Genomic DNA, 19,647 nt, shown 5'->3' on the forward strand with positions numbered 1-19,647 from the left:
CACCGCGTGGCGGACGCGCGTGGGAAACCAATTAGGATAAACGGTTTCGCGGGCTTGCTGGGATTGCGTCTACATCCGGTTTCGATTTTACGGATGCGGACAGGATTGCCGATCCGGCGCCCCGCCGGCCAATGCGGCATCCAGCTCGGCCAGGCGCTCCGGTGTGCCGACGTCGGTCCAGTGCCCGGCATGCCGTTCGCCGCTGACGGCGCGCCGGGCCATGGCGTGGCGCAGCAGCGGCGCGAGCGGCGCGGGCTGGTCCGGGTCGGTGTCGGCGAACAAGGCCGGGCGGTACAGGCCGATGCCGGCGAAGGTCAGCGCAGGGGCCGCTTCGCCGCCGGTGTCCGGACGCGGGGCGGCCAAGCCATCGGCGTCCAGGATGAAATCGCCGTCCGGATGATGGGCGGGGTTGTCCACCAGGACAAGATGGGCCAGGCGATCCGCCGGCCAGCCGGCTGCCAGGCCCGGCGCGCGGCCGGGATCCCAGTCGCACCACACGTCGCCGTTCAGGACCAGAAAAGGTTGGCCCTGGAAGAATGGCAGCGCGCGCGCAATGCCGCCCGCTGTTTCCAGGGCGGGGGATTCGGCCGAATACCGCAGCCGCACGCCGTACGCCCTGCCGTCGCCCAGCGCGGCTTCGATGCGCTCGCCCAGCCACGCGTGGTTCACCAGGATGTCGGTGATGCCGGCACGGGCCAGGCGTTCCAGGTGCCAGGCGATCAGGGGGCGGCCGCCCGCTGGCAGCAGGGGCTTGGGGCAGGTGTCCGTCAGCGGGCGCATGCGTTCGCCGCGCCCGGCTGCGAGGATCATGGCGCGCATCGTGCTCATGGCGTCGCGGCTCCTGGGGATGCGAGGGGGGACACTAGAAGGAATAACCCACGGTCTGCGGCGGCCGTTCGGCCTGGTCCAGCAGGCGCAGCAGGGGGCGGAAGACGGCGTAGCGCCCCGCGACCTGGCGCACGTAGGCCTGCACCCTGGGCATGTGGTCCAGATAGTGATGCTTGCCGTCGCGGTGCGACAGGCGGGCGAATACGCCCAGGATGCGCAGGTTGCGCTGCAGGCCCATCCATTCGTACTCGACGTGGAACCGGGCGAAGTCGTCGGGCACGGGCAGCCCCGCCTCCCGGGCGTATTCCCAGTAGCGGATGGCCCAGTCGAGCTGCCTGGCTTCGTCCCAGGTGGTGCGGGCGTCCATGGCCAGCGAGGCGATGTCGTAGCTGATCGGGCCGTGCAGGGCGTCCTGGAAATCGATGACGCCGGGCGCCGGCTCCGGCGCGTCGGGGCCGATCATCAGGTTGGGCGAATGAAAGTCCCGGTGCACGAGGACGCGCGGCTGGGCTGCCGCGCGCTGCGCCAGCAGGCCGAACACGTCCGCCAGCGCGGCTTCGGCGGCCGCATCGGGCGTATGGCCCAGATGAGTGCGCAGATACCATTGCGGGAATACGGCCAGCTCTTCGAGCAGGCGGGCTTCGTCGTAGGGGGGCAGATCGCTCGAAGGGCACTGCTGCAGCGCGACCAGGGCGCGCAACGCGCCCCGATAATGCCGCTGCAGGGCGGCTTCGTCTTGCGACAGGCCGTCGCGCAGCGCTTCGTAGAAGGTGCGTTCGCCCAGGTCGGAAAGCAGCAGGAAGCCTTGTGCGAGGTCCTGCGCCAGGATCTCGGGGACGCGCAGGCCGCCTCGCGCCAGCAGGCCGGCGATGCGCACGAAAGGGGCGCAGTCTTCGTGGGGCGGCGGGGCGTCCATGACGATCAGCGTGCCGTGTGCGGCCTGGAGGCGGAAGTAGCGGCGGAAACTGGCGTCGCCTGAAACGGGTGCGAGGCTGTCCGGGATCAGGCCAAGCCGGTCGGCGTGCCGCTCCAGCCAATGGCGCAGGGCGTCCAGGCGGAGGTCCGGGGTGGGGGTAGAGGTCATGCGCTGGATTCGAGGAGAAGGCGGAAAAAGAAGACCAACGGATCATTTGATCGGGCGACCGGGACACGGATGCGGCCCGGCTTCTCTATAATACTGGGTCGCTGGTCGTCGCGGGTGGGTTGACCGGCCATCGTCTTTCACAACCATTTCGGGGAACCGGGTCTTGGCGCATTGGATCGGTCGCTTCATCTTCCTGGGCTTGTGCCTGCCGGCGCCGGTTCTTGCCGCACCGCCTGTGCCGGATGCGGACGGAATGCGCATGGTCGGCAGCCTGCGGCTGCACAAGGATCTGAAAGACGATTCCCTGCCGTCGTTTCTGATCGGCGACGAGACGGTTCGCGGCACCGACGGGCGGGTGATCCTGCGCGGCAACGCCCAGGTCCGCCGACTGGATTCCGTGGTCAAGGGCGACCGTATCGATTATCTGCAGTCCACGGGCGAAGCCGAGGTCCGTGGCAACGGGCTGGTGCTGCGCGACGGCAACATCGTGCGCGGGCCGCACCTGCGCTACAACGTCGATACCCAGCAGGGCCTGATCGAGCAGCCGCGTTTCTGGCTGGGCGGCTCGGCCGGCGCAGGCCGGGCCGACGAGGCGGAAATCCTCAGCCGCGAGCACATGCGCCTGAAAAACGTGCGCTACAGCGGCTGGACGGGACCGGATCCGGCCTGGCATATCGATTCCAGCCGCGTCGACCTGTACCTGGACGAAAATGAAGGCGTGGCGCGCCACGGGGTGCTGTACTTCAAGGGGGCGCCGATCCTGTATTCGCCCTATCTGTCGTTCCCGCTCGGCAAGGACCGCAAGTCCGGTTTCCTGCTGCCGACCTATGGCACGTCGAGCAACGGCGGGCTCGAACTCACCACCCCGTACTACCTGAATCTGGCGCCGAATTACGACGCCACGCTGTACCCCCGCTATCTCAGCAAGCGCGGCCTGCTGCTGGGCACGGAATTCCGCCACTTGAGCGCCCGCTCGCACTCCGAGCTGTTCGGCTCCTACATCATGCGCGACCGCCAGACGGGCGACAAGCGCTGGATGTATTCGGTGCAGCACACCCAGACGCTGGGCAAGGGTTTCAGCGCCTACCTGGATGCGCGCAAGGTGTCGGACGATGATTATTTCCGCGACTTCTCGTCTTTCGGGCTGACGGACGCGGCCATCACCTACATGCCCAGCCAGGCGATGCTGTCCTGGACGGACAACCGTTTCCTGAACGGCTCGCTGCAGTTCTATCGCTACCAGACCCTGCAGGACAGTACCGGTTCGTTTCTGGCGCCGCCCTACGACATGCTGCCTCAGCTCAGCTTCACCGCGCAGCGCTATGGATGGCACGGCCTGGACGTGGTGTCTGCCAATACGGCCACGCGGTTCGTGGCCCCGATCTATCATGGCGACGCGTTTCCCGACCAATCGGGCAAGCGCCTGATGCCCAACGGCACGCGCCTGACGTCCTACACCTCGATCGCACGGCCCTTCGTGCTGCCGGGCGCCTACCTGACGCCCAAGGTCGGCCTGCACATGAGCCAGTACGAAACCGAATGGTTTTCGAGCGCGCCGAGCATGACACAGTTTGCCGGACGTCCCCGCAGCCAGACGCGGGTGCTGCCGATCGCCTCGGTGGACTCCGGCCTGACCCTGGAGCGCGATGCGTCGTTGTTCGGCAATGCCGCCGTCCAGACCCTGGAGCCGCGCCTGTACTACCTGTACGTGCCGTATCGCGACCAGTCCGAACTGCCCGTCTTCGATACGGGGCTGGCGACCTTCAATTTCCAGCAGGCCTTCGACGAGAACATCTTCAGCGGCGGCTGGGACCGCATCGCCAATGCCAATCAGCTCACGGTCGGCCTGACCAGCCGCTGGCTGGATGCCGGCACCGGCTTCGAGCGCTTGTCCCTGTCGCTCGCGCAGCGCTTCTATTTCGACCGGCAGAAGGTCACGCTGTCCAGCGAAACGCCCCGCCTCGATACCCAGTCGGATTACCTGATCGGCGCCCGGGCGGCACTGACCGATAACTTCTCGGTGTATTTCGACGGGCAGTTCGACCACGACACCCAGGAGCGCAACCGGCTCAGCAGCGGCGTGCGCTGGACGCCCAAGCGCCTGGCGACGGTGTCGCTGTCCTATCGTTACGAACGCGACGTCAACAGCTACGCCGATCCTTATGGGGTGCTGCCGTCGGGCACCGTCCCGGCCACGCGCGAGCAGGTCAGCCTGAGCACCCAATGGCCGCTGTCGGTGCGGTGGTACGGGGTGGGACGTTATGATTATTCGCTCGCTGAAAAACGCAGCACGCAGTCCATCGTCGGCCTGGAGTATCGGGGCGACGGCGGCTGGGCCGCGCGCGTGGTGATGCAGCGTTACGCGGTGTCGGCCCAGAAGACCAATACGGCGTTGTTCCTGCAACTGGAGCTCACCGGTCTCGGCTCACTGGGCACCAATCCCATGTCCCTGCTGACTGATCGCGTCATCGGCTACCAGCCCGTCACCCCCCCAACGCCTGAAAAAACCGTTTTCGAGAGGTACGAATGATGTCTGGCTTGCGTCATCCCGCCCGTGTACTGTCGCTGGCCATCGTGCTGGGCGCCTGGGCACCGGCGTCCGCCCTGGCCGCCGGCCAGTCCGCACACAAGCCGGCGCCCGCCCAGGCCGCGCCCGCAACCGAACAATTCGTGGACGGCATTGCCGCGATCGTCGATAAAGAGGTCATCACGCTCGCCGAGGTCGATGCGCGCGCGGTCCAGGTGCGCCGCCAGATGGAACAGCAGCGCATCCCCGTGCCCGAAGCGCCGGTGCTGCGGCGGCAGGTGCTGCAGCAGATGATCAATGCCACGCTTCAAAACCACGAAGCCGCGCGCGTCGGCATCCGGGTCTCCGACGCCCAGGTCGACCAGGCGGTGCAGACCATCGCCCAGCGGAACCGGATCACCGTCGAGCAGTTGCGGCACGAAATCGCCAACAGCGGCATGAGCTGGGACGCCTATCGCGCCGACCTGCGGACCCAGATCCAGGACGACATCCTGCGGCAACGCTTCGTCGAAGACCGCATCACCATCAGCGACAGCGACATCGATGCGTTCCTGTCCATGAACGCCGGCCAGCCGATCCTGGCGCCGTCCGTGAATGCGCCCGCGCCGGCGCCGCAGCCCGACACCGCGCCCGCTCCCACCGGGCCCGAACTGGTCGAATTGGCGCAGATCCTGATCGAGGTGCCCGATTACGCGGCCAACAGCGTCGTCCAGGAAAAACGCAAGCAGGCCGAAGACATCCTGCGCAAGCTCAAGACCGGGGCCGATTTCGCCGGCGTTGCCGCAGCCGCCTCGAACGGTCCCCAGGCCCTGGAAGGCGGCAATATGGGCGTCCGGCCCTTGCGCGACTGGCCCGATCTGTTCGTGCAAGCCATCGCCGACACGCCGCCCGGCGGCCTCAGCGGCATCGTGCAAAGCGGCCGCGGCTTCCACATCCTGAAGGTCCTGCGCCGGGGCTATGCCCAGCCGCGCCCGGCCCCGGGCTCGGCCGCGCCAGCCCAGGCGGCTCCGGCGCCCGCGGCCTCCCGCGCCCCAGCGGCTTCGGGCCCCATGATGGTCACGCAGACTCACGCCCGCCATATTCTGATCAAGACGTCCAAGGTCGTGGACGATGCCAAGGCCCGCGCCACGCTCGAAAGCCTGCGCACCCGCATCGAACACGGTGAATCCTTTGCGGAGCTGGCCCGGCGCTATTCCGAGGACGCCTCCGCGCCCCAGGGAGGCGATCTGGGGTGGCTCAATCCCGGCCAGACCGTGCCGGCCTTCGAGCAGGCCATGAACGCGCTGCAGGACGGCCAGGTCAGCGAGCCGGTCAAGTCGCCGTTCGGCTGGCACCTGATCCAAGTCGAAGGCCGCCAGACCAAAAACATGGAAGAAGAATTCCGCCGCATGCAGGCGCGCCGCGAACTGATGGAGGGCCGCATCGGCCCGGCCTACGAAGACTGGCTCGACCAGTTGCGCAGCCAGGCATACATCGATAACCGCCTCGAAAAGACGGCGGGCGGCGGCCGCTGACGTGAAGCATCGGGAAACGCCGGGCCGTTCAGGAGGCGCGCATCAGGCGCGCAAGCGCTTCGGCCAGCACTTTCTGGCCGACGAGTCGGTGGTGGATGCCATCGTGCGCGCCATCGACCCCCAGCCCGGCGACGCCGTGGTCGAGATCGGCCCGGGGCTCTCGGCGCTGACCGCGCCATTGCTGGACCGGCTGGAGCGGCTGACGGTGGTCGAGCTGGATCGGGATCTCGCCGGGAGGCTGCGCAGCCGCTGGAGCGAAGACCGTCTGCGGGTGATCGAGGCCGACGCGCTGACCGTGGATTTCGGCGCATTGCTGTCCGCCGCCGATGCGGCATCGGGCCAGGCCGTCCGGCTGCGCGTGGTGGGCAATCTGCCCTACAACATCTCCAGTCCTCTGCTGTTCCATTTGCTGCACTGCGCGGACCGCGTCCGCGACCAGCATTTCATGCTGCAGCGCGAGGTCATCGACCGCATGGTGGCCCGTCCCGGCGACAGCCAGTATGGGCGGCTGTCCGTCATGCTCCAGGCGCGCTACCGGATGACGCACTTGTTCGACGTGCCGCCCGAGGCCTTCGATCCCCCGCCGCGCGTGATGTCGGCCGTGGTGCGCATGCGTCCGCTGGCGCAAGACGCGCTGCGCCAGCCGCATGATGCGCGGATCTTCGAACGGCTGGTGGCGCGCGTCTTCGAGCAGCGCCGCAAGATGATCCGGGGCAGCCTGGGCGCCTGGGCCGAATGGCTGGACTGGGATGCCCTGGGGGTGGCGCCGACGGCGCGGCCCCAGGAATTGTCGGTGGCGCAATTCATGGACATGGCCGATGCCCTGGCCGCCGCCGGCGTGACGCCCACGGCCTGAATTGGGGCGGCAAGCTGCGCGGCGTGGGGGCCCTTTTTTGCCGCCGGGCCGCCCCCAGGCAAAAAGCGCCCCCTTGGGGGGCAGCAAGCAGCGGCAAGCTGCGCGGCGTGGGGGCCCTTGCTAATCTTCGCGGCCCGCGCGCTGGATCAGCTCGATCTTGTAGCCGTCGGGATCCTCGACGAAGGCGATCACGGTGCTGCCGTGCTTCATGGGGCCGGCTTCACGCACCACCAGGCCGCCGCGCGACTTGATGGTGGCGCAGGTGTCATAGGCGTCCTCGACCTCGATGGCGATGTGGCCATAGCCCGTCCCGATCTCGTAGCGGTCGGTGTCCCAGTTATGGGTCAGCTCGATGACGGCGCCATCGGCCTCGTCCTGGTAGCCGACGAAGGCCAGGGTGAAGCGGCCCTCCGGGTAGTCCTTGCGGCGCAGCAGCCGCATGCCCAGGGTTTCCGTATAGAACATCAGGGATCGGTCCAGGTTGCCGACGCGCAACATAGTGTGTAGCAGGCGCATGATGGGATCCTCCGCTCGTGCAATCGATTCGATTACACATCATACGCATTTTTCGACGCCCGGCCGCCGGTTCCGCCTCAGATCAGCGGCAAAGTGTCCGGCGGCTGGCGGCGCAGCGTGTCGCGCGCGGCGCGGAAGTACGGGCACAGGCGCTCCACTTCGCGCCAGAAGCCCGGCCCGTGGTTCATTTCCTTCAGATGGGCGACTTCGTGGGCGATCACGTAGTCGATCAGGCTGGGAGCGAAATGGATCAGGCGCCAGTTCAGGCGGATGCGCCGGCTGCTGGTGCACGAACCCCACCGGCCTTGCGCGGACGAAAGCCCCCAGCCGGCGATGGTTTGCCCCGCCTGCGCCAGGCAGCGCCGCAGGCGTGCATCGAAATCGGCCCGGGCGCGGGTTTGCAGCCAGGCCTGGGCGCGTTCCTGGATGCGGCCGGCATCGGCCCCCTCGGGCAGCGGCAGGAACAGTCGGTCGCCGTCTGCCGGCGCGGCCGGATCGCCTTCGTAGCGGGCCGCCTGAGCGCCGTCCAGCCGCAGTTCGATGGCCACGCCCAGGTAGGGGATGCGGCCGCCGTGCCGCCATTGGCTGGCTTGCAAGGCCAGTTGCTCCAGCCGTCGGTCGCGGTCCGCGAGCTTGCTCCGGATCCAGGCCGTTTTATGGCGGATGGCTTCTTCGATCTGGGCGCGCGTCGCCCAGGCAGGGGCCTGGATCGCCAGTCCGGTGTCGCGGATGTGCAGCCCGATGGTCTTGCGGCGCGCCCGGCGCAGCGTATAGCCCAGTATCCAGCCATCCAGATCCAGGGTTTGCCAGCGCGCGCCGGGCGGCAGCGACGGAGGGGGCGCCGGGGGCGGTGCGGCGGGCGTCCGGCGCCGGCCATCCGCGGGGAACGGTTCGTAGGCCGCCGGGCGTTCGGGCTGCGGGCCGTGGCCGGTTGTGGGAAGGCGGGCCGGTGTATCGGCGAGGCCGAACAGGTCGAGCTGGCGGGGCTCAGCGGCCGGCATAGCGCTCGGGATTGAGACGCCGCATCTCGGCCTCGATCCAGTCGCGCACGGCATCGTTCAACGAAGTCGGCGAGTGGCCCGCCGGATCGATGGCGGGGCCGAAGGAGACAGTCACCAGCCCCGGCGTTTTAAGGAAGGCATTGCGCGGCCAGCATTCGCCGGCGTTGTGGGCGACCGGGATCACCGGTACGCCGGTGCGGCAGGCCAGCAGCGCGCCGCCTTGCTTGTAGCGGCCGACCTGGCCGGGCGCCACCCGCGTGCCTTCGGGAAACAGGACAGGCCAGCGGCCTTCTTCGAGGCGCTGGCTGCCGATTTTCACGACCTGGTCGAAGGATTCCTTGCCTTTGGTGCGGTCGATGGGAATCATGCTGAGCAATGCCAGGCTCCAGCCGAAGAAGGGCACGCGGTGCAGTTCCTTCTTGTAGACGAAGACCACGTCGCGCGGCAGTTTGACCGCGAAATACAGGGTCTCCCAGGCGGACTGGTGCTTGGCCAGGATGATGGCCGGCCCTTGGGCGGGCAGGTGCTCCAGACCTTGCGCCTGATAGCGCATGCCGAGGATCCAGCGGGCCCCCCACAGCGCCAGGCGCGGCCAGCCCAGGGTCAGCCGGTAGCGCCAGGACAGGGGCAGCGGCGCCCACAGCACGCAGCACAGGGCGTAGGGAATCACCGTCACGACCAGAAAGGTCATGTACAGCGCGGAGCGCAGATGGATCATGGCACAGCCTTCAGCAGGGTATCGGCCACGGCGGCCAGGTCGTCGCGGACCTGGGTGCCGGCCGGCAGTTCGCCGCGGGAACCCGCGGTCTTCCAGGTCTTTTCGCCCTTGCCGGTCAGGACCAGCCAGGGGGAACAGTGGGCGGCGGCGGCGGCCTGCAGGTCGCGCAGGCTGTCGCCCACCAACGGGATGCCGTCCAGGTGCACGTCCAGGCGCTGGGCGATGTCGCGCAGCATGCCGGGCAGAGGCTTGCGGCAGCCGCAGCCTTCGTCCGGGCCATGGGTGCAGCAGAAAATGGCGTCGATGCGCCCGCCCGCGTCGGCCACCACCTGCCGCATCCGGGCGTGGATCGCGCCTAGAGTCTCCATGGTGAACAGGCCCCGGGCGACGCCGGACTGGTTGGTGGCCACGACCACGCGCCAGCCGGCCTGGCTGAGGCGGCCGATGGCCTCCGGGCTGCCGGGGATCGGTATCCACTCTTCCGGCGACTTGATGTAGGCGTCGCTGTCGTGGTTGATGACCCCGTCGCGGTCCAGGATGATGAGCTTCACCTGGCAAGCCTCGACAGGTCGGCCACCTGGTTCATCAAGGCGTGCAGGGAGCGCAGCAGGGCCAGGCGGTTGGACCGTACGCCGGGGTCTTCTGCCATGACCATGACGTCGGTGAAGAACGCATCGACGGCGCCGCGCGCCTGGGCCAGGGTGGCCAGGCTGGCGGTGAAGTCGCCGGCCTGAAGCTGGGCCGTGGCCTGGGGTTCGAGGCGGGCGATGACGTCGGCCAGTTGGCGCTCGGCCGGTTCGGCCAGCAGCGCCGGGTCGAACGTGGGTTGAACGTCGCCGGCTTTTTTGAGCAGGTTGCTGACGCGCTTGTTGGCGGCGGCCAGGGATTCGGCCTCGGGCAGCGTGGCGAACCGCTCGCAGGCCTGGACGCGTGCGGCGACCTGATGCAGCGGCGGGCGCAGGGCCAGCACCGCGTCGATGGCCGAGCGGTCGAAATCGGCGGCCAACTGGTTGCGGCAGCGCTCGTAGACGAAATCCAGCACGGCCTCGACCGTGCCCTTGGCGAGCGTGCCGGGGGGGAAGACGTCCGCCGCCTGCTCCAGCAGAGCGGACAGGCGCGCGGGGGAATCCTGGCTGGCCTGCAGTTGGCCGCCGGCCGTGAGCTGCTCGTAGGCGCTGATCAGGCCCAGGGCCGCGCGGCGCAGGCCATAGGGATCGCGTTCGCCCGTGGGGGCCAGGCCGATGCCCCAGATGCCGACCAGGGTCTCGGCGCGTTCGGTCATGAACAGTACGGTGGCGGTGAGCGTGGCGGCGGTGACGGGCTCGTCCAGGCGGATGCGGTACTGGTCGCGCAGGGCGCGGACGACTTCGGGCGGTTCGCCGTCGCGGGCCGCATAGTAGGCGCCCATGACGCCTTGCAGCTCCGGGAATTCGCCCACCATCTGGGTTCCGAGGTCGGCGTGGGCCAGCATGGCGGCGCGGGCGGCCACCAGGGGCTCGCCGCCCAGCAGCGGCGCCAGCCAGCGGGCCACTTTGCGCACACGCTCGGTCCGTTGCAACTGGGTGCCGAGTTTGTTGTGGTAGACGCTGTCGGCGAGATCGGCCACGCGGTCGGCCAGCGGCGTCTTCAGGTCGGTCTGGTAGAAGAACTGCGCGTCGGCCAGGCGCGGGCGCACCACGCGCTGGTTGCCCTGGATGATGTGGGCCGGATCGGCGGGCCGCATGTTGCTGACGATCAGGAATCGATGGGTCAGCGCGCCCGTGGCCGGATCGAACAGGGGAAAATATTTCTGGTTCAGCCGCATCGTCAGGATCAGGCATTCCGGCGGCACGGCCAGGAAGGCCTCCTCGAAGGCTCCGACGTAGACCGTGGGGTATTCGACCAGGGCGGTGACTTCGTCGAGCAAGGCTTCGACTTCGGGGTCCTGGCCGATGGTGGCCCCCACCGAGGCCGAGGCTTCGGCCAGTTGCCGGGCGATGAGCGCGCGCCGTTCGGTGAAGGACGGCACCACGCGGCCTTCGGCGGCCAGGCGGTCTGCCCAGGTTCCGGCCGATTCGATGCTCAGCGGGCCGGCATCCAGGAAGCGGTGGCCGAGGGTGAGCCGGCCGGCTTCCAGGCCCAGGGCGCGTACGGGCACGATGTCCGCGCCCCACAAGGCCAGCAGGCGCTGGGCGGGGCGGACGAATTTCACGCTGCTGCGGCCATCGGCCAACTGGTACTGCATGACCTTGGGGATGGGCAGGTGGGTGATGGCGTAGTCCAGAGCCTGCTGCAGGCCGTCGGCCAGCCGGGCGCCCGGCGCGGTGCCTTCCGCGTAGAGCACGTCCTGCTTGCCGTCATGGCGGCGGGCCAGGTCGGCCGCGCCCAGATGCCCCAGGCCCTTGGCCTGGAGCTTTTTCAGCAGGGCGGGGGTGGGCGCGCCCGCGGCGTCCAGGCCGATGGCGGCGGGCATGAGTTTTTCTGCGTAGGCCTGGTCGGGCGCCTGGCCCAGGACGGCGTCCAGCCGCACGGCCAGCCGGCGGGGCGTGGCATAGGCGGCGCCGGCGCTGTCGTCTGCCAGCAGGCCGAGGGCGTCGAGCGTCTTGCGGATGCCTTCGGCGAAGGCCTGGCCCAGGGCGTTCAGCGCCTTGGGAGGAAGCTCTTCGGTGACCAGTTCGATGATCAGCGGGCGGATGTCCGGATTCGTGCTCATGGTCACGCGACCTCCCGCAGCATCGGGAAGCCCAGGCGCTCGCGCGCATCGTAATACGCCTGCGCCACGGCGCGGGACAGGGTGCGGATGCGGCCGATGTAGGTGGCGCGCTCGGTGACGCTGATGGCGCCGCGCGCATCCAGCAGGTTGAAGGTGTGCGCGGCCTTGAGGGTGGCCTCGTAGGCGGGCAGGGCGAGCGGGACTTCGATCAGGCGCTTGGCCTCGGCCTCGTAGTCGTTGAAGTGGGCGAACAGCATGGCGGTGGAGGCGATCTCGAAGTTGTAGGTGGATTGCTCGACCTCGTTCTGGTGGAACACGTCGCGGTAGTGCACGGGCGTGCCGTCGGGCCCTCGGGTCCAGACCAGGTCGTAGACCGATTCCACGCCTTGCAGGTACATGGCCAGGCGTTCGAGGCCGTAGGTGATCTCGCCCATGGTCGGGTTGCAGTCCAGCCCGCCGACCTGCTGGAAGTAGGTGAACTGGGTGACTTCCATGCCGTTGAGCCAGACCTCCCAGCCCAGGCCCCAGGCGCCCAGCGTGGGGTTTTCCCAGTCGTCCTCGACGAAGCGGATGTCGTGCTGCTGCGGGTCGATGCCCAGCGCGCGCAACGAACCGATATACAGATCCAGGATATCGAGCGGCGCCGGCTTGAGCACCACCTGGAACTGGTAATAATGCTGCAGCCGGTTGGGGTTTTCGCCGTAGCGCCCGTCCTTCGGGCGGCGCGAGGGCTGCACGTAGGCCGCGCGCCAGGGCTCCGGGCCGATGGCGCGCAGGAACGTGGCGGTGTGCGACGTGCCGGCCCCGACTTCCATGTCGTAGGGCTGCAGCAGGGCGCACCCCTGGCGATCCCAATATTGCTGGAGCGATAAAATCAGTTGTTGGAATGTGAGCATGGCGTGGCGGGGAGTACCCGCGAAGGTTGTGTCGTCCGACGGGCATGGCTTGGGCCGTGTCCGGAAGGGCCATTTTATCCACTTCTCTTTTTTCGGAGAAAACATGAGCGATTGTCTCGACGTGCAGCGCCTGGGCGAGGTGCTGGTCATGCAGCTCAATCGGCCCCAGGCGCGCAATGCGATCAACCTGGAAACCGCGCAGGCCCTGGCCGCGGCCCTGGAGACGCTGGACAGCGACCCGGAGCTGCGCCTGGGGGTGCTCACCGGATCGGGCGGGAATTTCTGCTCGGGCATGGACCTGAAGGCGTTTGCCGCGACCGGCCAGCGCCCTTACGTGGGCAAGCGCGGCTTCGCCGGGCTGTGCGAGCAGCCCCCCGCCAAGCCGCTGATCGCCGCGGTCGAGGGCTATGCGCTGGCCGGTGGTTGCGAACTGGTGCTGGCCTGCGATCTGGTGGTGGCGGCTCGCGACGCCCGCTTCGGGCTGCCCGAAGTCCGGCGCGGCCTGGTCCCGGGGTCGGGCGGCATGCTGCGCCTGCCTTCGCGCATTCCCTATCACGTGGCCATGGAGGCCGTGCTGACGGGCGAGGCGCTCGGCGCCGAGCGCCTGCACCAGTTGGGCCTGGTCAACCGGCTGGCCGAGCCCGGCGCCGCGCTGGACGAAGCGCTGGCCCTGGCGCGCATGATCGCCGCCAACGGCCCGCTGGCGGTGCGTACGGCCAAGTCCATCGTTGCGCAATCGCGCAGTTGGCGCCCGGACGAAATGTTCGAGCGCCAGCGCCCCCTGATCGCCCATATTTTCACCTCGGAAGACGCCCGCGAGGGGGCGACCGCCTTCGCCGAGAAGCGTCCGCCGGTCTGGAAGGGCAAGTGAAGACTGCGATTTTTCGTGCGTCCGGCGGCTCTTGCCCCGCGTCGGCGGCGTTTGCCGATATCATGGCAAGGGGAACCGGGCCCGGCCCGAAACGCAAGGGAGATTGCCATGCCTGACACACTGATGCGCTCGGCGCTGTTCGTTCCTGCCAGCCGGCCGGAGCGTATTCCCAAGGCGGTCGCCAGCGGCGCGGATGCCGTGATCGTCGACCTGGAGGACTCCGTCGCGCCCGAAGCCAAGGCCGGTGCGCGCGATGCGCTGGCGCGCCATGTGGCGGCCCATCCCGGCGACCGGCTGTGGGTTCGTATCAACGACGGCACCACGCCCTGGTTCGAGGACGATCTGGCCCTGTGCCGGTCACTGCCGTCGGTGGCGGGCATCGTCCTGCCCAAGGCCCAGACCGCGGAACACGTCTACATCGTCTCCGGGGCGGGCAAGCCCCTGCTGCCGGTGATCGAGTCCGCCGCCGGTCTCCGGGCGCTGGACCGCATCGCCGCGGCCCATGGCGTGGAGCGGTTGTCGTTCGGCAGTCTGGACCTGCTGGTCGAGCTGGGCACGCGGCTGATGACCGAGGCCTCCCGGTTCGTGCTCGGGCAGATCCGCTTCGATATTCTCAAGGCCAGCCGCATGCACGGGCTGGCGGCTCCCCTGGACTGCGTCCATCCGGACTTCACCGACCTGGACCTGCTGGAGCGGTCTTGCACGATGGCGCGCGACATGGGCTTTGGCGGAATGCTCTGCATCCATCCGGCGCAGATTCCCGTGGCGCACCGTCTCTACCAGCCCCTGGCCGAAGAGGTCGAATGGGCGCGCCGGGTGGTGGATCACGCCGACTCGACCGGCGAGTACGCCTTCCGCCTGGATGGCCGCATGGTGGACCTGCCTTTGATTGAACGCGCCCGGCGCATCCTGGAACAATCCGCATGAAGGCTTACCTGGACCTGGTCCGCTCGATCTTCGAACAGGGCGCCTGGCAGGACAATCGCACCGGGGTGCGCACCCTGAGCCTGCCGGGCGCCTGCCTGCGTTTCGACCTGCGCCAGGGCTTTCCCGCCGTCACCACCAAGCGTCTGGCCTTCAAGGCGGCCATGGGCGAGTTGGTCGGTTTCCTGCGGGCGGCCGACAGCGCGGCGGATTTCCGCGCCCTGGGCTGCCGGGTCTGGGATCAGAATGCCAATGAGAACCGCGCCTGGCTGGACAGCCCCTGGCGCGACGGCCCCGACGACCTGGGGCCTGTCTACGGGGTGCAATGGCGCCAATGGCCGGCCTACAAGCTGCTGCCGGCCGACGCCGCCGCGCGCATCGAGGCGGCGCAGGCCCGGGGCTACCGCGTCGTCGGTCCGGTCCAGGATGGGGGCGCGCCGCACGTGCTGCTCTACAAGGCCGTGGACCAACTGCGTGCCTGCCTGGATGCCCTGATCCACGACCCGGGCAGCCGGCGCATCCTGTTCCATGGCTGGAACTGGGCCCAGATCGAGGAAATGGCCCTGCCGCCCTGCCATCTGCTGTATCAGTTCCTGGCGAATCCGGTCACGCGCGAGTTGTCGCTGTGCCTGTACATCCGCAGCAACGACGTGGGGCTGGGCACGCCGTTCAATCTGGCCGAGGGCGCCGCCCTGACGCACCTGGTGGCGCGCCTGACAGGCTACGAGCCGCGCTGGTTCACGTATTTCATCGGCGATGCGCACATCTACGAAACACACGTGGACATGCTGCGCGAGCAACTGGGCCGCGAGCCGCTGCAGGCGCCCCGGCTGCATCTGTCGGATCGCATTCCGGCCTATGCGGACACCGGCCGCTACGAGCCCGAATGGCTGGAGCGCCTGGAGCCCGCGGATTTCGTGCTCGAGGGCTACCGCCATCATCCGCCGCTGACGGCGCCGATGGCGGTGTAGGCCCCGGGCCTTGCGCGCCCCTCAGGCGGCGACGATCTCGATCGAGTGCGTGATCTCGGCCGTTTTTTCCAGCATGGCGATGGCCGAGCAGTATTTCGTGTGAGACAGCTCCACCGCGCGCTCCACGGCTGCGGCGGGCAAGTCGCGGCCCGTGACCCGGAAGGCGTAGTGGATCTTGGTGAAGACCTTGGGTTCGGTGTCCGCGCGCTCGGCCGTCAGGACGACCTGGCAGCCCGTCACGGCGTGACGGCCGCGCTTCAGGATCAGCACGACATCATAGGCGGCGCAGCCGCCCGCGCCGGCCAGCACGGTTTCCATCGGCCGGGGCGCCAGGTTGCGGCCGCCCCCATCGGGCGCGCCGTCCATGGCCAGGACGTGGCCGCTGCCGGTGCGGGAGATGAACAGCATGCCTTCGGGGCCCTGCCAGTCGATAGTGCATTCCATGGTCGATCCTTCCTGTGGACAAGTTGTGTATAGCGTGTGGATGAAGGGCTGTTTCCCAGAGGCCGGGACCGGCGCGCGCCGGTCTTCCGGCATGGGCTCATGTCCTTATCATGATTAGGGTAATTCAGGCTTGATCTTTTGGCGCAGATTTATCATAGATCAAATCTATGACTACAATAGCGGGCTGCCAGGGCCCGTTTTTCAGGCTCTGGACGTCTCTAGTCTTTCATCGGAAGCGCCGTGGATACCGTCACCGTATTACTCCTGACCTTCATATTATCCGTCACCGGACTGGGTGTTTTCATCTGGTCGCTCAGGCGGAACATGTTCGACGAAAATCCCGAGGCCGCCGGGGTGATCTTCTCGACCGGCGAAATTGGCCACATCGAGGATCCCTCCGCGACGCCGGAACAGCGGGCGGGCCTGCAAAAGGTGGTGACGGACGGCGGCAAGGCCGTCGTGGACGCATCCCTGGCCGACACGCTGAAAAACGAGCTTGCCGATCGCCTGGAAGCCGATCAGTCCACCGCCTATGTCACCTTCACGTTCCTGTGCTGTGCCATTGTCTGGCTGGTGTTCGCGTCGGCCTTTGGCCTGATCAGCTCGATCAAGCTGCACAACCCCGAATTCCTGACGGAATACGCCTGGCTGACTTTCGGCCGCACGCGCACGCTGCACCTGAACATGGTGGCCTACGGCTGGTGCCCGATGGCGGCCTTCGGCGTGGCCATCTGGATGCTGCCGCGCCTCTTGAAGACGCGCCTGTACGGCGGCCGCTTCGCGCTGCTGGGCTGCATGCTCTGGAATGCCGGCCTGATCGCCGGCCTGGGCAGCATCGCCGTGGGCATCAACGACGGCCTGGAGTGGCTGGAAATCCCCTGGCAGATCAGCATCCTGCTGGTCCTGGGCGGCGCCCTGATCGCGCTGCCGCTGGTGTTCACCTTGCGCAACCGCAAGGTCGGCCATCTCTATGTGTCGATCTGGTACATGGGGGCGGCGCTGTTCTGGTTCCCGGTCCTGTACCTGGTGGGCAAGATGCCCGCCGTGCACTTCGGCGTGGAGCAGGCCACCATGAACTGGTGGTTCGGCCACAATGTGCTGGGCCTGTACTACACCCCCATCGCCCTGGCCTCGGTATATTACTTTCTGCCCAAGATCATCGGCCGCCCGATCCAGTCCTACAACCTGTCGCTGATCGGCTTCTGGGCGCTGGCCTTCTTCTACGGCCAAGTCGGCGGCCACCACCTGGTGGGCGGTCCGGTGCCGCACTGGCTGATCACGTTGTCGATCGTGCAGTCCATGATGATGATCATCCCCGTGCTGGCGTTCTCGGTGAACCAGCACCTGACGATGCGCGGCCACTTCAAGACCATGTATTACTCGCCCACGCTGCGTTTCATCGTGCTGGGCGCCATGATGTATACCCTCAGCTCGTTCCAGGGCTCCTTCGAGGCCCTGCGCAGCGTCAGCACGGTGGCGCACTTCACGCACTTCACCGTGGCGCATGCGCACCTGGGCCTGTACGCCTTCTTCTCCATCGTGATGTTCGGCGCCATCTACTTCGTGATGCCGCGCGTCATGGCCTGGGAATGGCCGCATCCCAAGCTCATCATCCTGCACTTCTGGCTGGTGACCCTGGGCATCGGCGTCTATTTCGTCGGCCTGTCCATCGGCGGCTGGCTGCAAGGCCTGGCCATGCTGGACGCGACCAAGCCCTTCATGGACTCCGTCCTCGTCACGATGCCTTATCTCGAGGCGCGCACGCTGGGCGGCACCCTGATGACCCTGGGCCATCTGGTGTTCGCCGTCCACTTCGTGCAGATGGCCCTGCGCTACGGCACGAGCCGCGTGGGTCCCGCCCTCTTGCACAAACGTAAGTCCTTGCCTGAGTCCCAGGCGTTTGCAGGTGCCTGATCATGGAAAGCGAATACAAACTCCTCAGCGGGGCGATGGTGACCCTCGCCCTGGCCACCGCGACCCTGGTCGTGCTGCCCCACATGCAGTTGTCCGACGTGCCGCCTTCCGAAGGCCTGAAGCCCTATACCGAGCAGCAATTGCGCGGCCGTCAGGTCTATATTGAAATGGGTTGCGTCTATTGCCATTCGCAGCAGCCCCGCAGCCAATCCCAGGCGCCGGACTTCCAGCGCGGCTGGGGCCGCGCGCCGGTCGCGGGCGACTACTACTACGACACCCCGCACTTGCTGGGCACGATGCGCACCGGGCCCGACCTGTTCAACATCGGCGCGCGCCAGCCGAGCGTGGACTGGAATCTAGGCCACCTGTACAACCCGCGCGCCTATGTGCCGGGCAGCAACATGCCGAGCTTTCCCTTCATGTTCAAGCTCAAGGACAAAGCCGAGCCGGGCGACAAGGTCGTCAATCTGCCGCCCAGCTTTGCGCCGGTCGGCAAGGTCGTCGTGGCCACGCCTGAAGCGCTGGACCTGGTGGAATATCTGATCGGCCTGGACCACACCTATCCGGTCAAGCCGGGCGTGCTGCTGCCAGAGCTGCCTCAGCAAGCCGATGCTGAAGGAGCCAAGCAATGAACGATTCCCGATTCAACCAGCAGCGCCGCGAGCAGCCCGAGCCCCAGGAAGGCAGCCGGCCGGTTCCCAAGGTCGTCTTGACGGTCATCGGCCTGCTGCTGCTGTGGGCGGTGTTCCACCTGTATACCAGCTTCAACCCGATGCCCGCGTCCGTGGGCGACGACCGTGTCGCGGCCGATTTTGCCGTGCCGGCGACGGCCGATGGCGGGCAGCTCTATACGGCCAACTGCGTGGCCTGTCACCAGGCCAGCGGGGCGGGCGTGCCGGGCGTGTTCCCGCCGCTCTCCAAGTCCGAGTGGGTGGACGCGAGCGATCCGGGCGTCATGATCCGCATCCTGCTGCACGGCATCCACGGTCCGCTGACGGTCGAAGGCGTCCAGTACAACGGCGAAATGCCGAATTTCGCCCGGTTCTCCGATGAGGAGATCGCCGCTCTCGTCACCTATGTGCGGTCCAGCTTCGGCAATACCGCCTCGGCCACCGACGCCAAGACGGTGGCTCAGGTCCGCGAGGCCACCCAGGACCAGAAAAGTCCCTGGAAGGGCGACGAGGATCTGGGTCTTTTGCTGGACAAGTAAGCGCGGAGCGGCTTCGGCGTGCGCTGGGTTTTCGCGTTGGTGCTGGCTTTCGCGGCCGGGCTCGGAGCGCTGTACGGCCTGACCGGCGGCTTCACCGTCCTGACGGCGGAGGAAGCCCGCCGCCAGGACGTGGCCCGGGCCCCCCGGGCGATCCCCGCCGCCGAGGTGCTGGCGAAAGACGGCCGGATCCTGGACCTGGGCCAGGATCTGCGCCGCGACGGCCGCGTCGCCATCGTCAATTTCTTCTATACGCGCTGCCTGTCGCTGTGCCTGGCCCAGGGCTCCGTGACGGAACGCCTGCAGCAGGCGATCGAGGCGCGCGGCCTGCAAGACCGGATCCGGTTGGTGAGCATCAGCTTCGATGTCCGCGACCGCGCAGCGGACCTGGACCGCTACGCCGTGCGCATGGGCGCCGATCCCGGCATCTGGCAATTCATGACTTTCGTCCAGCCCGCGCAGCGCGACGCCGCGCTGGCGCTGTTCGGCATCACGGTCGTGCCCGCGCCGCTGGGCGAATTCGAACACAATGCCGCCTTTCACATCGTCACCCCCGACGGCCGTCTGGCGCGCATCGTGGATCTGGACGAGCCCGGCCTGGCGCTTGCCGCCGCCGAGGCGCTGGGTGGGGCCGGGCGCGGGGCGGCCCCGGCGGGCCGCGAGATGAGCGGCTCGTAGCGAGGG

At 67.9% G+C, this 19,647-nt stretch carries 19 protein-coding genes; 10 read left to right on the forward strand and 9 right to left on the reverse strand.

The annotated features are described in order from the left end of the window. Nucleotides 1-87 precede the first annotated feature (87 nt). Together murU and ABRZ00_RS07720 are read right to left on the reverse strand one after the other, a co-directional pair. Nucleotides 88-819, reverse strand: a complete 732-nt coding sequence (murU, locus tag ABRZ00_RS07715; protein ID WP_368644130.1) for an N-acetylmuramate alpha-1-phosphate uridylyltransferase MurU — start codon at nt 817-819, stop codon at nt 88-90. A gap of 43 nt (nt 820-862) precedes the next feature. After that, nucleotides 863-1,912, reverse strand: a complete 1,050-nt coding sequence (locus ABRZ00_RS07720) for an aminoglycoside phosphotransferase family protein (RefSeq protein ID WP_368647649.1) — start codon at nt 1,910-1,912, stop codon at nt 863-865. 163 nt (nt 1,913-2,075) lie between these two features. On the opposite strand from ABRZ00_RS07720, the gene ABRZ00_RS07725 reads away from it, so the two are divergent. Genes ABRZ00_RS07725 through rsmA form a run of 3 tightly spaced genes read left to right on the forward strand, consistent with a single transcriptional unit; the run spans nt 2,076 to nt 6,809 of the window. Beyond that, nucleotides 2,076-4,442 (forward strand): LPS-assembly protein LptD, encoded by a 2,367-nt coding sequence (locus ABRZ00_RS07725; protein ID WP_343836812.1) that lies wholly within the window; start codon nt 2,076-2,078, stop codon nt 4,440-4,442. After that, nucleotides 4,439-5,953, forward strand: a complete 1,515-nt coding sequence (locus ABRZ00_RS07730) for a peptidylprolyl isomerase (RefSeq protein ID WP_368642425.1) — start codon at nt 4,439-4,441, stop codon at nt 5,951-5,953. Before ABRZ00_RS07725 ends, ABRZ00_RS07730 begins: the two co-directional genes overlap by 4 nt. Nucleotide 5,954: 1 nt before the next feature. Further along, entirely contained in the window at nt 5,955-6,809 is an 855-nt protein-coding gene (rsmA, locus tag ABRZ00_RS07735) for a 16S rRNA (adenine(1518)-N(6)/adenine(1519)-N(6))-dimethyltransferase RsmA (RefSeq protein WP_368642424.1), read from the forward strand. A 120-nt stretch (nt 6,810-6,929) separates the two neighbouring features. On the opposite strand, the gene gloA is transcribed toward rsmA, so the two are convergent. From gloA to glyQ, 6 genes are all read right to left on the reverse strand, one after another. Then, entirely contained in the window at nt 6,930-7,325 is a 396-nt protein-coding gene (gene gloA, locus ABRZ00_RS07740; RefSeq protein WP_343836804.1) for a lactoylglutathione lyase, read from the reverse strand. Between the two features lie 77 nt (nt 7,326-7,402). Further along, complete coding sequence (locus tag ABRZ00_RS07745; protein ID WP_368644183.1) at nt 7,403-8,326, reverse strand: M48 family metallopeptidase; 924 nt, start codon at nt 8,324-8,326, stop codon at nt 7,403-7,405. Next, on the reverse strand, nt 8,313-9,044 hold the full coding sequence (locus tag ABRZ00_RS07750) for a lysophospholipid acyltransferase family protein (RefSeq protein WP_368644184.1): 732 nt from the start codon (nt 9,042-9,044) through the stop codon (nt 8,313-8,315). The genes ABRZ00_RS07745 and ABRZ00_RS07750 overlap by 14 nt, the downstream gene beginning before the upstream one ends. Further along, nucleotides 9,041-9,595, reverse strand: coding sequence for a D-glycero-beta-D-manno-heptose 1,7-bisphosphate 7-phosphatase (gmhB, locus tag ABRZ00_RS07755; protein ID WP_368642420.1), 555 nt, complete (start codon nt 9,593-9,595; stop codon nt 9,041-9,043). Before gmhB ends, ABRZ00_RS07750 begins: the two co-directional genes overlap by 4 nt. Then, a complete protein-coding gene (gene glyS / locus ABRZ00_RS07760; protein WP_368644185.1) occupies nt 9,592-11,736 on the reverse strand; it encodes a glycine--tRNA ligase subunit beta in 2,145 nt (714 codons plus the stop codon). The genes gmhB and glyS overlap by 4 nt, the downstream gene beginning before the upstream one ends. 2 nt (nt 11,737-11,738) lie before the next feature. Beyond that, on the reverse strand, nt 11,739-12,632 hold the full coding sequence (glyQ, locus tag ABRZ00_RS07765; RefSeq protein ID WP_368642418.1) for a glycine--tRNA ligase subunit alpha: 894 nt from the start codon (nt 12,630-12,632) through the stop codon (nt 11,739-11,741). Nucleotides 12,633-12,735: 103 nt separating this feature from the next. Here glyQ and ABRZ00_RS07770 point away from each other — a divergent pair, with 103 nt between their 5' ends. The 3 genes from ABRZ00_RS07770 to ABRZ00_RS07780 all read left to right on the forward strand — a co-directional run bounded on the left by ABRZ00_RS07770 (nt 12,736) and on the right by ABRZ00_RS07780 (nt 15,398). Then, complete coding sequence (locus ABRZ00_RS07770) at nt 12,736-13,503, forward strand: crotonase/enoyl-CoA hydratase family protein (protein WP_343836789.1); 768 nt, start codon at nt 12,736-12,738, stop codon at nt 13,501-13,503. A 108-nt stretch (nt 13,504-13,611) separates the two neighbouring features. After that, the gene (locus ABRZ00_RS07775) at nt 13,612-14,430 is read left to right on the forward strand and encodes a CoA ester lyase (RefSeq protein WP_368644186.1); all 819 of its coding nucleotides are present in this window, start codon (nt 13,612-13,614) and stop codon (nt 14,428-14,430) included. Then, complete coding sequence (locus ABRZ00_RS07780; protein WP_368644187.1) at nt 14,427-15,398, forward strand: thymidylate synthase; 972 nt, start codon at nt 14,427-14,429, stop codon at nt 15,396-15,398. Before ABRZ00_RS07775 ends, ABRZ00_RS07780 begins: the two co-directional genes overlap by 4 nt. Before the next feature lie 21 nt (nt 15,399-15,419). Here the strand turns inward: ABRZ00_RS07780 and ABRZ00_RS07785 are convergent, their stop codons facing one another. Then, nucleotides 15,420-15,842 carry an OsmC family protein gene (locus tag ABRZ00_RS07785; protein WP_368644188.1) on the reverse strand — a complete coding sequence of 141 codons (423 nt, stop codon included), beginning with the start codon at nt 15,840-15,842 and terminating at the stop codon, nt 15,420-15,422. A 240-nt stretch (nt 15,843-16,082) separates the two neighbouring features. Here ABRZ00_RS07785 and ABRZ00_RS07790 point away from each other — a divergent pair, with 240 nt between their 5' ends. The 4 genes from ABRZ00_RS07790 to ABRZ00_RS07805 are packed head-to-tail and all read left to right on the forward strand — an operon-like array spanning nt 16,083 to nt 19,641. After that, nucleotides 16,083-17,756: a cbb3-type cytochrome c oxidase subunit I gene (locus tag ABRZ00_RS07790; protein ID WP_368642414.1), complete on the forward strand. Its 1,674-nt coding sequence runs from the start codon at nt 16,083-16,085 to the stop codon at nt 17,754-17,756. A gap of 2 nt (nt 17,757-17,758) precedes the next feature. Beyond that, nucleotides 17,759-18,388: a cbb3-type cytochrome c oxidase subunit II gene (locus tag ABRZ00_RS07795; RefSeq protein ID WP_343836778.1), complete on the forward strand. Its 630-nt coding sequence runs from the start codon at nt 17,759-17,761 to the stop codon at nt 18,386-18,388. Next, nucleotides 18,385-18,966 carry a cytochrome c gene (locus tag ABRZ00_RS07800; protein ID WP_343836775.1) on the forward strand — a complete coding sequence of 194 codons (582 nt, stop codon included), beginning with the start codon at nt 18,385-18,387 and terminating at the stop codon, nt 18,964-18,966. Before ABRZ00_RS07795 ends, ABRZ00_RS07800 begins: the two co-directional genes overlap by 4 nt. An 18-nt stretch (nt 18,967-18,984) precedes the next feature. Continuing rightward, entirely contained in the window at nt 18,985-19,641 is a 657-nt protein-coding gene (locus ABRZ00_RS07805; protein WP_343836772.1) for an SCO family protein, read from the forward strand. Nucleotides 19,642-19,647 lie beyond the last annotated feature (6 nt).

This window comes from Castellaniella ginsengisoli (assembly GCF_040955415.1).
GTDB classification, from domain to species: Bacteria; Pseudomonadota; Gammaproteobacteria; order Burkholderiales; family Burkholderiaceae_B; genus Castellaniella; species Castellaniella ginsengisoli.